The following is a 13,965-nucleotide window of genomic DNA, read 5'->3' on the forward strand; positions in this document are numbered from 1 at the left end:
AATGGCTGACAGAGAGTTCGGTATTGCCAAGTTGACGAGGAGGATTCGACATGTCCATACAGCCCAAAGCGCTAAAAGTAGAGAAATCGATCTTGGGAGAAGGCCCGTTGTGGAATTCGCAGAATGGGCAATTGGTTTGGGTAGATATCGAAGGCAAGAAGGTACACGTGTACGAGCCTTCCACGGGCAAAGAAAACGCGATTTCGGTCGGACAAAGAATCGGAGCGATTGTCAAGGCCGACGACGGAAGAATGGTATGCGCGTTGGAAAACGGCTTCGCCTTTTTGGAGCTCGCCAGCGGACGATTGGAGCCGATCGTCGATCCGGAGGCCCATTTGCCCGGCAACCGCTTCAACGACGGGAAGGTCGACCCGGCAGGGCGTTTCTGGGCAGGTACGATGCCGATGGGAGAAGGAGGGCCGCTTGGTTCGCTATATCGGTTGGACGAAGACGGATCGGCGCATCGGATGGTCGGAGATATCGGGTGTTCTAACGGGCTTGGGTGGAGTCTTGACGCCAAGACCATGTACTATATCGATACCGGTACAGGGCGCATCGACCAATTCGATTACGACGCGGAAAGCGGCCACATCGGGAATCGCCGGATCGTAGCTGCTATCCAGAAGGAGCACGGGAACCCGGACGGCATGGCCGTCGACGCGGAAGGGAAGCTGTGGGTAGCCTGCTGGGGCGGTTACGGCATCAGCCGGATCGATCCCGCTACGGGGACGTTGCTGGAACGCTTGAATCTGCCGGTGTCTCAGGTTACCTCCTGCTGCTTCGGGGGAGAGAATCTGGACGAGCTGTACATTACGTCCGCAAGTGTGGGGCTCGATGAAGAACGCTTGCGCAAGGAGCCGCTTGCTGGAAGCTTGTTCGTCTGCAAGCCCGGCGTACAAGGATTGCCCTCGTACGAGTACAAAACAAAGAGAACTTAACGCTTAGGGTAAGTCGTTGCCCCTTTACGGAGCGGCGGCTTGTTTCTTATGAAGAGTTGACCCTTTGGGTAGCACTCTGTGAAGCAGGCAAGGTGCTATGGTCTTGTCGCATACAAGATTTAAAATAGAATTTACGTTCCCGGTCTTGACGGGAAGTCGCTTCTCCGGCAAAATGATGAAATTGAATTCATCAATTTCAGGGATGGTAGAACCTCATGAAACTGCTTAAGAGCTGGTACGCAATACTGGTGCTGGCGCTCCCGTCGTTATTCGCATTCGCAACCCAGACGCTTACCGGCACGATCAATCTGATTCTGGTCGGCGATCTTGGTTTTGTCGTCATCGCCGTGGTCGGCGTATCGAATATTATCATGTACAACGTGTTTGCGATCTTCTCGGGGATCGGCCATTCAGTCAATTATCTGGTTGCGCAAAATTTCGGAGCGGGCGAGATGCGCAAAGGGATGCAGAGGATGTATCTGGCGCTGCTTGTCAGTCTGGGAGTCGCGATCTTCATTGCGGCGGCCGGGTGGCTGGCAAGCGGGGCGGTGCTGAAGCTGACCGGCGGGTCGGCGGAGCTCGTCGCCACGGGCGGCGAGTATTTGGAATTGCGCTTCTACGCGATGGCGTTCGGGATCATCAGCTTCGCGTTTCACGGTTTCTTCCGCGGAGTGGGGGATACCCGCACCTCCATGATCGTGTCCATCGCGGCGAACGTGCTTATGGTCGGCTTGACTTACGGTCTGACGTACGGACATTGGGGACTGCCGGATATGGGCGTTATCGGAGCCGGCTATGCGTTGCTGATCGGCGAGGCGGTGCAGCTGGCGATCTGTCTGATCGTCTTCTGGGGACCAATGCATAAACGGTACCAGACGAGAAAGCTGCAAAGCCCGGATTGGAAGGAGCTTAAGCTGATTTCCCAGGAAAGCGGCAAGCTGGGACTGCAGGAATTCTCGATGAGCGTCTCGATGTACATCTTCACGATGTTCGTATTGACGCTCGGAGATTTGGCGGCCGCGGCGAACGAGGTGGCGCTCAGCGTCATGTCGTTCGGCTTCATGCCCGCATTCGCTTTCGGGTCGACGGCAACGATTCTGGTTGGGCAGGCAATCGGCGAACGAAGGCCGGACAGGGCGAAGAAGGCGGGAACGAACACCGCGATTCTCGGAGCGATTTTCCTCGTGCTTCTTGGAACCGTCGAGCTGATCTGGGCGGAGCCGATCGCGCGGCTGTACAGCGATGATCCGGGCGTGTACGAGCTGGCCGCGCATTTGATTCAGGTATCGGCATATTTACAAATATTCGACGGCTTCTACAATTTCTACGCGGGCGGCCTTCGGGGAATCGGGGACACGACCTTCCTGATGAGGGCTTCGTTCGTGCTGAGTCTATTCATGTTTGTTCCGCTGACCTATCTGTTCGTTATGGTGTTCGAATGGGGCAGCATGGGCGCCTGGCTCGCGCTCTATTCCTTCCTGGTGGCGTTGGGACTGGCCGTTATGATTCGGTATTACCGCACGGATTTTGCATCGGTCAGACTGAAAGCGGCTCATGACTGAGCAATCTCTCCCATATACAAATCGAACGAATTGAAGCTGTTCCGACGGAGTCTTCGCTGACCCGGGAACAGCTTCTTCGCATGCTTTCCTTTAGCCGTTGATAATCTCGCCGCCATTGAGATGAAGCACTTGACCGGCCATGTAGGATGAATCCTCGCTGGCGAGATAGACGTAAGCGGGCGCCAGCTCGTCTGGCTGCCCTGCGCGCTGCATCGGCGTGTCGGCTCCGAACTTGGCCACTTTCTGGGCATCGAAGGTGGACGGGATCAATGGCGTCCAGATCGGACCCGGAGCAACCGCATTGACGCGAATGCCTTGCCCGATCACGTTCTGCGAAAGAGCGCGCGTGAAGGAGACGATCGCGCCCTTGGTAGCCGAGTAGTCAAGCAAGGTGGGACTGCCGCGATAAGCGGTGATGGAGGCGGTGTTAATGATCGCCGAGCCGGATTGCAGATGAGGCATGGCGGCTTGGGTCAAATAAAACATGCCGAACACGTTCGTGCGGAAAGTCCGCTCCAGCTGTTCCGGCGTGATTTGCTCAAGCTTGTCCTGCGGGTGCTGCTCGGCGGCATTGTTGACGACCACGTCCAGCCGGCCCAGGTCTTGCACGGCTTGTCCGACCGCTTGCCGACAGAAGGCGGCATGGCCGATATCGCCTTTGATCAGAAGGCAACGCCGGCCTTCCGCTTCGACTTGCTTCTTCGTCTCCTGAGCGTCAATGTCCTCGTTCAAATACAGGACGGCGACATTCGCGCCTTCCTTGGCATAAGCAATTGCCACCGCGCGACCGATCCCGCTGTCTCCGCCTGTAATCATGGCGACTTTGCCTGTCAGCTTGCCGGCAGCCTTATAGACCGGAGATTCGGATGCAGGCAAAGGGGTCATCTGTTGCTCGATGCCCGGCTGTTGATTCTGATGCTGCGGCGGGAAGGAGGCGGGTCTTTCCGGCGCGGCCGAAGGGTTTGCTGAAGTCATTTGGTATCTCTCCTTTTGTGTAAGCGGCCAAGACGGCCGTTGCCGTTAGTGTTAGATTAAACCGCTTCATCCATCCTTACGCATGAAGAAGATTTTTCCACTGCTTATCGGGGTCAATGCTCTTCACAAAATGTCATAATGTGTCGATAAATGTCGTACTAAATCCAGCAGGAGTGTGTTCGGATGAAAAACAAATTCAGTGTTTCCCTGACGTCCAAGTTTATCGCGTTTCTGGCCTTGTGCTTGATTCTCGTGTTCGGAGTCATGGTTCAGGTGAATCTGAACAACTTGAAGGGGATCAGCATAAGCCGGGGCGAGGTCGAAGCGCTGAACTCCGGGGAGCAGTTCGGTCAAACTTTCGGCTCCAAGCTGAACGGCTTGAAGCAGGAGCTTGAGATGTTGTCCAGAGTTTTGCTTCAATCGAGTCAGACCGGATCACTGCCGCGCGACGAAGTGATCGGGCTGCTGAAGGATACGTTGGCGGCGAGTCCCGATATTCTGGGCGTCTATACGCTATGGGAGCCGAACGCGTTCGACGGCAAGGATAAGGAATGGGTCAGCCGCACGGCTCACGATGACGGCACGGGGCGTTTCATTCCCTATGTTGCGCGCAGCGGCGCGGATATCATCGTCGAACCGCTGAAAGGATACGACAAAGAGGGAGACGGAGATTACTACCAGATACCGAAAAAAACGAGGAAAATCGCAATTCTGGAGCCTTACGCCTATGAGGTCGGGAATCAGACGGTTCAGATAACATCGGTTGTGGTTCCGATCCTGGATGCCGATCAGCGGTTCAAGGGGATCGTTGGCATCGATTTTGCATTGGATTCGCTGCAGAAGGAGGCAACCGGGTACACGCCGCTGGGCGGCTATATCACAATGATCTCCCATCAGGGGAATTACCTGGCGAATCCGGCACAGCCGGAGCTGGTCGCGAAGCCCTATGCGGATAATGAAGAGAAGAAGGCGCTGTTCGCTAAGGTTGCGGCAGGGGAGGCGACCGAGGGCTATACTTCCGATCCTTCCGGCGGGACGGTGCTTCGGATGTTTCTTCCGATCCGATTAGCCGGCAGCGACGATGCGATGTACGCGGAAGCCGTCATTCCGGAGAAACAAATTATGGCGACATACAGGGAAGGCCGAAGCGAGATGCTATTGGTAAGCGCGCTCGGTTTGATAGTATTGGGGCTCGTAATCGCCGTCTTGACGCGAATTCTGATCATTCGCCGCTTGAAGATGCTGGCGACAAGCGTGAACCTTATGGCGGGCGGGGATCTGACGCAGAAGGTCGAGCTTCGGAGCAAGGATGAGCTTGGACAGCTGGGCGCCGACTTTAACCGGATGTCGGACGAGCTGCGCGGAATGTTCCATCTGGTCGGCGATCTCTCGATGTCCGTCGGGGCGACCTCCCAGCAATTGACGGCAAGCGCCGAGCAGACAAGTCTGGCTTCCGAGACGATCGCCCGTTCCATCGAGGAGGTCGCGGCCGGCTCCGACGCGCAAAATCGCCATACGCGGGAAACGGCCAACGCCTTGGCCGAGATATCGCTCGGCATTGAGCGGATCGCGAATTCGAGCTCGGCCGTGTCGGCCTCCGCTCAAGAGGTGCAATCGCAAACCGAGCTCGGCAACTCTCGAATCGCCGAAGCGGGAGAGCAAATGGCGCGTGTTAAAGACACGGTGGCCGAAACCGAACGAGTGATGGCCGAATTGCAAGAGCGCTCCCAGGAAATCGGCGGGATCGTGGCCATGATCTCGGAAATCAGCAGCCAGACGAATTTGCTCGCGCTGAACGCTGCCATTGAGGCGGCGAGGGCGGGGGAGCACGGTCGAGGCTTTGCCGTCGTGGCCTCGGAGGTGCGCAAGCTGGCAGATCAGACGCTCAAGGCCGCCGAGCAGGTGTCCGGCATGATTCATGCCGTTCAGCAGGATACCGTCCGGGCATCGGATCGAATGAGGCAGGGCGCGGTCGAGGTCGAGGCGGGAGAGCGGATCGTGCTCGATTGCGCGAAGCTGTTCAAGTCCGTCGGAGAAGAGATGCAGCGGGTCAACGGGGAGATCCAAGAGGTGTCGGCGACCTCCGAGCAGATGAATGCCGGCTCGCAGCAGGTGAGCGCTTCGATTGAGGAGCTGGCCCGGCTGGCGGGCGAAGCGTCCGACAGCTCCCAGAATGTCGCTTCGGCTTCGGAGGAGCAGCTCGCTTCGATGGAAGAGATCGCGTCTTCCGCCGCCGCGCTGAGCGCGATGGTTCAGGAGCTGCTGGAGAAGCTGTCCCGGTTCAAAATCTAACAGAGACCTACAAAGGGAGAAGCAGGCGGCCGAGACCCGGCCTGCTTCTCCCTTTTTACAACCCATCACCCTAGACGCTTCTTCTTGTCGTTTTTTTGCCGTCGCAGGTAAACAGCGTCTTTTTGTCGTCCACGAACGATTCCAGATGAACGGGTTTGCCCCATAGCTGCACGACATAGGGCAGCGTTCGTTCCACGTACTTCTGGTCGAGCTCGGTGCCTTCATATTGATGGGTCACGTACAGCTCGCCGCTTCTCTGGTAGTCCCCATCCGTCACTTCAAGGTACGGGAAACCGCCGTTTACGCGCGAGAAAACCATCTGGTCGCGGATATTTTCCCAGCCCTTGTCCGTCACCTTCCACTCCTGCCCCTTCTTCTCGAAAATGTACAGGTCCAGCTCCTCCGTCAGCTCCTTGGTCAAGTAGTTGCGCAGGAACGAGGCGTCGGAATCCAGCTCGCGAACCTCGAATATGTGCTCCTTGCCGAATCTTTTCTCGATATCCTCGAATATTTTCAAACCCAAATAGTAGGGGTTTAAGGAATGACGCGAAGGCTGGACGACCGCCGAATTCAGCTTGGCGTATTCAATCGTCTCCTCGCTGGTGAGCGGCAGCTCGCGCATGATCCGCTGATGCCAATAGGAAGCCCAGCCCTCGTTCATGATCTTGGTCTCGATCTGCGGCCAGAAGTACAGCATTTCCTCGCGGATAATACTTAGTACATCGCGTTGCCAGTCCTCCAGCACGGGGGAGAACTGTTGGATGAACCAGACGACGTCTTTCTCCGCATGTACGGGAAACCGCCTAGGCTCCGAAGCTTCCTTCGCTTCAAGCTTTTCTTTCTCCTGGGTCTCATAGCTCTCCAGCGCCCACAAGTCGTCATACGGAGAGGCTGGCCGATTGTCTCCCCGTTCCTTGGTTTTGTCGCGTTTGTGCAGCGAATCCTTGCTGTGCTTCTGATCCAAGCCGAATGGCTTATGGATGACGGGATCGACATGCTCCTGAATCGCAATGGCCGCGTCCAGGAACCGTTCGACCTCGGCGGCTCCATATTCAATCTCGTATTGACTGATCCGCTCGGCGGCGGCGGACATGCTCTCCACCATGTTGCGGTTGGAGGCCGAGAAGCGGGCGTTGTTCTTGAAGAAATCGCAGTGGGCGAGAACGTGGGCGACGATCAGCTTGTTCTGGATCAGAGAGTTGCCGTCCAGCAAGAACGCGTAGCAAGGATTGGAATTAATCACGAGCTCGTAGATTTTGCTTAATCCGAGGTCATACTGCATCTTCATCCTGTTGAAGGTTTTTCCGAAGCTCCAATGGCTAAACCGGGTCGGCATCCCGTAAGCGCCGAACGTATAAATAATGTCCGCCGGACAAATCTCGTACCGCATCGGGTAGAAATCAAGTCCGAATCGGCCGGCGATTTCCGTAATGTCGGTTATAGCCTCCTCCAGCTCCCGTTGCTCTGCCTCGCGCATCATGCAGCCAAGCCCCCTGTTCTGAACAAAAATTTCACCACCTTATGTATATGTGGGAACCGGCGGATGCGTGCTTGCGAATATTTGCCTTACTTCCAATCCGGCATCATTCCCGAATATATCTTGCTGCATATGCGGCCCATTCACTGTAGCGTTGTATCCGCCCTTTCGTATTGCGGCGCAGCAGGAACGGCTCGCCACCGGGTAACGGCTCCGTCGCGGCGACAACCCGATGGGACGGCCACCGATCCCGCTTGGCCTCGACCATCCAGTCCGGCGCCTCCAACACGATTAGCATTCGCCGCGAAGACGCTGCGGCGAGCAGCTCGTCGGCCTCCTTAACTCCGTTCAAGCGGTAGGATAAATAGAGCACAGGAAGGTTGCCGGCCTCCTTCGGCATTAGGGAAGCGAAGCTTTGGGAAGCGCCGCCCAGCGCAAAGCCGATCGCGGCAGAGAGCACGAAGATCAGGCTCTGGATCAGCGACTGTGTCAAGTTCAGCTCTACGCCCAGCATCAATGGCAGCAGCACTAGCGCCAGGAGCGTCAAATTTCTGGCGATCGGATAGCGATTAAGCGCGGAGCGCTCGCCGAAGCAGGCGCATCCCGTTGTCTGGAGCGCGGCTCGGTTGAGAACAAGAAATGCGGTAAAGAAGCATAACGCGACAACGGCCAGTCCATGGCGATAGCCATCGCCCAAATTAAAGGCGAAGGCTATCGCAAGCAGGGTTTCGAACAAAATGACGCCGTAGGCGAGAGGATGCAAGCCGTTCCTCGGAAGCGGCCAAGGAAATCGGGACAGATGCAGCGCGAAGTTGTCCGGGTTGCGCCACTTGGTCGCGGCGGATAACGCAAAGACGTACCCGACCAGCAGGTTAACGGCAAAAGCGAGCGCGATGAGGCCTTTCTCGGGCTCAAACACGGGAGGCTCCAAAGCGCAGCCAGCGATCCGCCATCTCTTGTCCGGATTCGGCGGCGAAGCTGTCCGCGACGATGCCTTCAGGCTGTACGAGATAGAAGTAAGGGGTCTGTGCCACTCGGTACACCGACTGAAGCTCCTCCTCGGCAACGCTCACGATCGGGAAGGGAGCTTTGAAATAAGCGGCGATATTCTCGTTCTCCTGATAAGACCCGTTGCTGACGAGGACGAACGGGATACGATGACGATCGACGGCGGCTACCAGCTCGGGCAGCATTTCAATGCAATGGGAGCAATACAGCGACAGAACGGCTACGGCAATCGGCTTTCCCGAAGCGGCATCCGCCTGCAGCCTCAGCGGAAAGGGTTGTCCCGGACGCAGCGGCTCGATAGGGGATGCGGTCTTCGAGCCTTTAGGAAACAATGCTCTGAAATCCATGATGAGGGTTCACCTCCAGAGGAATTTGCTGCTCCCGCAGCTGCCGGAATCGCGAGGGCCCGCTCATCAGGCGGGAGGGCGGGCCTTGCTCGACGATCTGGCCGTTATCCATGACCACGACCGTCCCCGCCAGCGCCGCAAGATTCAGATTGTGCGTGACGATAACGGTCAGACGAGCCTTGCGGTCCGTAAGGATTTTGCCCATTAATGCAGCCTCTGTGGAGGAATCCAGCTCCGAGGTGGCTTCATCGAGAATGAGCAGGTCGCAATCCTTGTACAGTCCTCTCGCAATGGCGATCCGCTGCCACTGACCTCCCGACAGCTGGACGGCGTTCAGCTGTTCGTTGCCCAGCAACGTTTCGGGGCGATGAAGGAGCGGCGACGGGATAAGCTCGGGATAACGGTTTTTAATATATTCGTATTGGGGATCATGCTCGACTAGTACGCTAAGCGTAATGTTCTCGAACAGGGACATCGGATATTTGACAAAATCCTGCGAAACGATGGAGATTCGCTGCATCAAGGCGGAGCGATCAAGCTTCTCCAGCGCCGTTCCGTTGAAGAACAGGCGGCTCTCCTCCATGCGATGAAGGCCGGCCAGCACTTTCGCCAGCGTGGACTTGCCCGACCCGTTCGCGCCTACGATGGCTATGCTGCCAGGGCTCTGCCAATCCAGCGATACTTCCCGCAGGGCTGTCGCCTCCCGGTCGGGGTAACGGAAAGTCAGCGCATCAAGCCGCACGCTTCTGATTTCGTCCAGCGGCGCATCGGCCCTGACATCGGAGGACAACGTCATATAGCGATCGTTAAACCGGGCGCGCTTCTGCTGGAACAGCTTCAAATGCACGAAGCTGTCCGTGGAGACAATGAACGATCGGAGAGCGTTGTCCAGCGGCACAAGCGCAGCGCTGATCGCCAGATAATCTCCGATTCTCATGTCGCCCCGATATAGCAGATACAGAAGAAGGGCATGAGTGGCCGCATATTTTAACGGAGAGAACAGATCGACCAATGCTCCCCAGGTATGCTCGCTCTTCGTGAACCGCTGCTGTTCTCCGAGCACCTTATCGGAAGCGGTCCGCCACTTGGACAGAAAAAACGGCTTCGCGGCAAAAACGAGCATTTCCTTAAGCGCCAGCGGCATGATGAGAAAGCTGGTCACTCGGCTCGCTTCCATCTGGGCCTGGGAGATTCGCGCGAAAAACTGGTCAAGGCGGCTCGCATGCTTCCAGACATAGATCAGATTCGGAATAGAGAACACGACAATGGCGACAACGATCAACCAGCTCTGGGCCATAATTAGATAAGCATATACGATGACGATTCCCGCATCCTTCAGGATGGAGATGGCGGACTGCAGCAGCTGGCCGAGCTTGGACAGATTGTTTTTTAACAGGTTCCAGTCTTGCTGATAGACGGGCGTTTCCACCCGAGTAATGTCGGAAGGCTTAATCAGCTCGAATTGGTAGGTGTCGATGTTGCGCAGAAAGCGATGAGACATCGATTCCTGGATATAGGAATTCCAACGGGTAAGCACGCTCTCCATCAGCTTGATCGCCACCAGGCCCAGGAGCAGCCCCAGAAGAAGCGGAAGCTTTCCCTGCATGTCTTCCGTAAGCTGATTGAAGAACCGGATCGACCATTGGAATTGAAACCAGCTCAGTACGGGCAGGGCGATCATCAGCGCAATGGAGCACAGAAGCAGGCGTCGGGCGCCGTGGGACAAGTATGCGCACCAATGCAGCATCGCCTTCATACCGTTGCCCCGATCAGCCGCCTGAACGGTCGCGTGAGAGCGGCGAATTCGCTGCGGCTGCCGCAGACCGAGCTGGTTACGATCTGCCCGACGGCATTGATTCCGTAGCCCCATGGCGTCGCTCCCGTGCCGAACAATCGTTTCATCTCTTTCATATCGCATCGGTGCAGCTCGGCTTTTCCTTCGAACGCAGTCCGAATGATGTCGAACTTCTTGTCCTCCGGTGCGGCCACGAGAAGCACCGCAGGCAGATCGTGCTCCGAGAGAGCTTCATACAGCATGTTCAATGCGGGACCGCAAGGCTCGCATTCGGTATCGATAAAAAACAGAAACATACACAAGCGGGCGGCGGGAATTGAACGAAGGCGCCCGTCCGCGAAGCGGTTCGCATCAGGTAAATATTCACCGGGATTGAGCCAATTTTTCGTGGGCTTCAGAAACTGAAGATGTCCGCGCGGGTCCGTCATGCTCCCTCCTCCCGAACATAGAGCAAGTACCGACCGATGAGGCCGCGAGGTCCGATAATTTCAAATGCATATTCTCCCTCTTCTTCAACGAGAAACGGGACGCGCACCGACAGGTCGCAGCCGGCGGGCCGATTCTCCGGTCTTACGTTGCGTATCGTCTTCGGCATGGTGAACAGCAGGCGGCTGTTCCGGTCGACGACGCAAATCTCGCACAGATAGTCCCTCTCCCGATCCTCCAGCGAGAACTTGATCAACAGGTCGCAGGAAGCGATATGGGGGAGCGCAGGGACGGTCAGTTCGTTGAGCACTTGCTCGAGATGATGGGTTTTCAGCGCCGGGTCGAAGCGAATCTCGCGAGCCGCCACTACGATCGCTTGCGGGTATGAGGCGGAAGCCGTTCCGGACATAGCGAATTTCCTCCTTCGGTAATCGACAAGCCCTTCGTGTGGCTTCGCTTGTCGCGAAAGTGCGGGCGGGAAAGGCGGAAAAGGCAATCCGGTCGCCCGGATTGCCTTTGCGCTGAGGTTAGCAGCAGCCGATATCATTGTAGCCGGTTGCATTAACGACGTTGCCGTTGGACGGGTTCACGCAGGTCAGATTAACGTACACTTGACGCTGGTTGCCGCCGCCTTGGGAGCAACTGCTTGAGGAGCAGAACGGTGTGCCGCTCGAACTTCCGGCAAGAGTGTAACCGCTAGGACATGAAACAGCCATCACTTTCCCTCCTTTCGCGTAGTTTCGACTTCTTCTTAACCGTAACATAGATCGAAATATGGAAAAATACAACATATGTTGTATTTTTATCGTTTTGTTAGAATCGGTTCCGTTAACGTTTTCTCCTTTACCATTTTAATGAGCAGCGAGGCCTTCGATTTCACTCCCATCTTCAGATGAATGTTATGGATGATCGTTCGGGTCGTAAATTCGCTGATTGTCAGAAGTGCCGCAATCTCCTTGTACGTATGGTCCTGCATCCAATAGACGGCGACCTCCTGCTCCCTTCTCGTCAGTCCGTAATCCCTAACCCACTTCTCGAAAAAGACATGAATGTCCATGAGTGCCCCCCTTAGTTCGTTAAGATGAAAGCGCAGGTTTTCGTGAAAACGTTTTCTATTTTATATTACCATGCATATCTAAAATTAGTAAATAACAGGATGATTAATGGCGAATAATTTTGACGATATTCGACGGGGCAACAGTCAGAAGAGGTGCATTGACAATTCAAACGGGCTCAATTAAGATATCCATATACCCTACGGGGTATAATTTTATACCCTTCAATATACCATATGGGGTATATGGGGGTCGGGAGGAAAACGAAATAATGACGCATGTGTTCAAGGCGAATCAAGTCGTGGATTGCAAAGGTATGGCCTGTCCGATGCCGATCGTTCGGACCAAGAAGGCGCTGGATGCCGTAAAGCCCGGAGAAGTCGTCGAGATGCAGGCGACAGATGCAGGCTCCTTGGCGGATATTCGCAGCTGGGCCCAAAATACGGGTCATCACTATCTTGGAACCTTGCATGAAGGAGCAGTGATGAAGCATTTTATCCGCAAGGTGTCGGTGGAAGAGACGAAGGAGGACATTGCCTTCACGCCGGAGATTGGCAATGAAGAAATCCAAGGCCTTCTCGAAGCCGGACGGAAGGCGCGAATCCTCGATGTTCGCGAGCCTGCGGAATATGCCTTCTGCCATATTCCCGGAGCCATCGGGGTTCCGCTTGGGGAACTGGAGGCTCGTTTGGGCGAGCTTGATGCGGACGAAACCTATTATGTAATCTGTCGGACCGGCAGAAGAAGCGGGATGGCGTGCCGGCTGCTCAAGGCAAACGGCTATAGCGCGAGCAACGTAGTGCCGGGTATGTCCGAATGGCGAGGGCCGACCGAGCAATCGGCGCGGTAGCCTAATCAACGATGCGGATCAAGCAGATTTAAGGAGGAGAACCAAATGAGTCAAGAGAAAATGCAGTGCGCGATGGATTCGAGGGCAACGACTAGAGCACTCCCCACGACAGCAAGCGAGATCGCCAGAAAGGCGATCGATCGGCACCCGTTAACGATTCTGGACGTTCGGAACGAGGAGGCTTATACGGATTGGAGGATTGAGGCTGCGGAGATCCGGAGTGTCAATCTTCCCTATTACGAGATGCTGGAAGGGATCGATGCTGCGCTTCCGTATCTGCCGAATAACGATCCAATCGTTGTCGTCTGCGCAAAGGAAGGCTCGTCCCGATTCGTAGCCGAGCAATTGATCGAGGCAGGTCGTACCCGGGTCTATTTCCTTGCCGGCGGCATGAAGGCCTGGAGCGAGCATCTGGAGCCAGTCAAGATCGGTGACTTGACTGGCGGCGGCGAGCTCTATCAGTTCGTGCGCATTGGCAAAGGCTGTCTTTCGTACATGATTTTGTCCGGCGGTGAAGCGGCGGTAATAGATGCAGTAAGAATGACGGACATATTCAAACAATTTGCCGAAGCCAAAGGGGTGCAGATCAAGCACGTCGTGGATACCCATCTGCATGCCGATCACGTCTCCGGCGGACGCAAGCTGGCAGTCGATACCGGTGCCCGTTACTGGCTGCCGCCGGAGGACGCGGACGAGGTCGTATATGCCTACGATCCACTGGAGGACGGACAGGTGCTTTCGATTGGGGACACGGAAATCGCGATCCGGCCGCTATACTCTCCGGGACATACGATCGGAAGTACATCGCTGATTGTCGATCATCGATACTTGCTCAGCGGGGATCTTTTGTTCGTTAAGTCGATCGGTCGCCCCGATCTGGCGGGAAAGGCCGGAGATTGGGCGGACGATTTAAGAACGACCTTGTACAGCAGATTCAAGAGCTTGCCCGAGACATTAACCGTATTGCCCGCCCACTTCGGGAACCCCGGCGAGATGAGAGAGGACGGAAGCATATCTGCGAAGCTGGGAGAGCTGTTCGAGCACAATCCGGGTCTCAATATCCGCGATGCGGAATCATTCCGGCAGGCCGTGACGATGAATCTGCCTCAGCAGCCCAACTCTTATGAAGCGATTCGCAGAACGAACATGGGCCTGATCGAGCCATCTCAGGATGAACTGCAGGAAATGGAGACTGGGCCGAATCGGTGCGCAATTCATGAATAGCTGGCAGGGGAATAGC

At 56.0% G+C, this 13,965-nt stretch carries 14 protein-coding genes; 5 read left to right on the forward strand and 9 right to left on the reverse strand.

Annotated features, from left to right (window positions below):
* Positions 1–50: 50 nt before the first annotated feature.
* Together ACFO1S_RS16465 and ACFO1S_RS16470 are read left to right on the forward strand one after the other, a co-directional pair.
* Positions 51–938 carry an SMP-30/gluconolactonase/LRE family protein gene (locus tag ACFO1S_RS16465; RefSeq protein ID WP_204603507.1) on the forward strand — a complete coding sequence of 296 codons (888 nt, stop codon included), beginning with the start codon at positions 51–53 and terminating at the stop codon, positions 936–938.
* Between the two features lie 215 nt (positions 939–1,153).
* Positions 1,154–2,500 carry an MATE family efflux transporter gene (locus tag ACFO1S_RS16470; protein WP_204603506.1) on the forward strand — a complete coding sequence of 449 codons (1,347 nt, stop codon included), beginning with the start codon at positions 1,154–1,156 and terminating at the stop codon, positions 2,498–2,500.
* A 90-nt stretch (positions 2,501–2,590) separates the two neighbouring features.
* On the opposite strand, the gene ACFO1S_RS16475 is transcribed toward ACFO1S_RS16470, so the two are convergent.
* Positions 2,591–3,475: an SDR family oxidoreductase gene (locus ACFO1S_RS16475; RefSeq protein ID WP_204603505.1), complete on the reverse strand. Its 885-nt coding sequence runs from the start codon at positions 3,473–3,475 to the stop codon at positions 2,591–2,593.
* 183 nt (positions 3,476–3,658) lie between these two features.
* On the opposite strand from ACFO1S_RS16475, the gene ACFO1S_RS16480 reads away from it, so the two are divergent.
* Positions 3,659–5,767: a methyl-accepting chemotaxis protein gene (locus ACFO1S_RS16480; protein ID WP_204603504.1), complete on the forward strand. Its 2,109-nt coding sequence runs from the start codon at positions 3,659–3,661 to the stop codon at positions 5,765–5,767.
* Positions 5,768–5,837: 70 nt separating this feature from the next.
* On the opposite strand, the gene ACFO1S_RS16485 is transcribed toward ACFO1S_RS16480, so the two are convergent.
* From ACFO1S_RS16485 to ACFO1S_RS16520, 8 genes are all read right to left on the reverse strand, one after another.
* Positions 5,838–7,244 (reverse strand): SpoVR family protein, encoded by a 1,407-nt coding sequence (locus tag ACFO1S_RS16485; protein ID WP_204603631.1) that lies wholly within the window; start codon positions 7,242–7,244, stop codon positions 5,838–5,840.
* Between the two features lie 106 nt (positions 7,245–7,350).
* Positions 7,351–8,163 carry a MauE/DoxX family redox-associated membrane protein gene (locus tag ACFO1S_RS16490; protein WP_204603503.1) on the reverse strand — a complete coding sequence of 271 codons (813 nt, stop codon included), beginning with the start codon at positions 8,161–8,163 and terminating at the stop codon, positions 7,351–7,353.
* A complete protein-coding gene (locus tag ACFO1S_RS16495) occupies positions 8,156–8,599 on the reverse strand; it encodes a TlpA family protein disulfide reductase (RefSeq protein WP_204603502.1) in 444 nt (147 codons plus the stop codon). Before ACFO1S_RS16495 ends, ACFO1S_RS16490 begins: the two co-directional genes overlap by 8 nt.
* The gene (locus ACFO1S_RS16500) at positions 8,574–10,469 is read right to left on the reverse strand and encodes an ATP-binding cassette domain-containing protein (protein WP_204603501.1); all 1,896 of its coding nucleotides are present in this window, start codon (positions 10,467–10,469) and stop codon (positions 8,574–8,576) included. Before ACFO1S_RS16500 ends, ACFO1S_RS16495 begins: the two co-directional genes overlap by 26 nt.
* Positions 10,352–10,822: a hypothetical protein gene (locus ACFO1S_RS16505; protein WP_204603500.1), complete on the reverse strand. Its 471-nt coding sequence runs from the start codon at positions 10,820–10,822 to the stop codon at positions 10,352–10,354. Before ACFO1S_RS16505 ends, ACFO1S_RS16500 begins: the two co-directional genes overlap by 118 nt.
* Positions 10,819–11,229 (reverse strand): hypothetical protein, encoded by a 411-nt coding sequence (locus ACFO1S_RS16510; protein ID WP_204603499.1) that lies wholly within the window; start codon positions 11,227–11,229, stop codon positions 10,819–10,821. The genes ACFO1S_RS16505 and ACFO1S_RS16510 overlap by 4 nt, the downstream gene beginning before the upstream one ends.
* A 118-nt stretch (positions 11,230–11,347) precedes the next feature.
* Positions 11,348–11,536 carry a hypothetical protein gene (locus ACFO1S_RS16515; RefSeq protein ID WP_204603498.1) on the reverse strand — a complete coding sequence of 63 codons (189 nt, stop codon included), beginning with the start codon at positions 11,534–11,536 and terminating at the stop codon, positions 11,348–11,350.
* 86 nt (positions 11,537–11,622) lie between these two features.
* Entirely contained in the window at positions 11,623–11,877 is a 255-nt protein-coding gene (locus ACFO1S_RS16520; RefSeq protein ID WP_204603497.1) for a helix-turn-helix transcriptional regulator, read from the reverse strand.
* A gap of 269 nt (positions 11,878–12,146) precedes the next feature.
* Between ACFO1S_RS16520 and ACFO1S_RS16525 the strand changes: the two genes are divergently transcribed.
* Positions 12,147–12,725 carry a sulfurtransferase TusA family protein gene (locus tag ACFO1S_RS16525; protein ID WP_204603496.1) on the forward strand — a complete coding sequence of 193 codons (579 nt, stop codon included), beginning with the start codon at positions 12,147–12,149 and terminating at the stop codon, positions 12,723–12,725.
* A 45-nt stretch (positions 12,726–12,770) separates the two neighbouring features.
* Positions 12,771–13,949 (forward strand): MBL fold metallo-hydrolase, encoded by a 1,179-nt coding sequence (locus tag ACFO1S_RS16530; RefSeq protein ID WP_378127153.1) that lies wholly within the window; start codon positions 12,771–12,773, stop codon positions 13,947–13,949.
* Positions 13,950–13,965 lie beyond the last annotated feature (16 nt).

It is taken from the genome of Cohnella boryungensis (assembly GCF_042651945.1).
In the GTDB taxonomy this organism is placed as follows: domain Bacteria; phylum Bacillota; class Bacilli; order Paenibacillales; family Paenibacillaceae; genus Cohnella; species Cohnella boryungensis.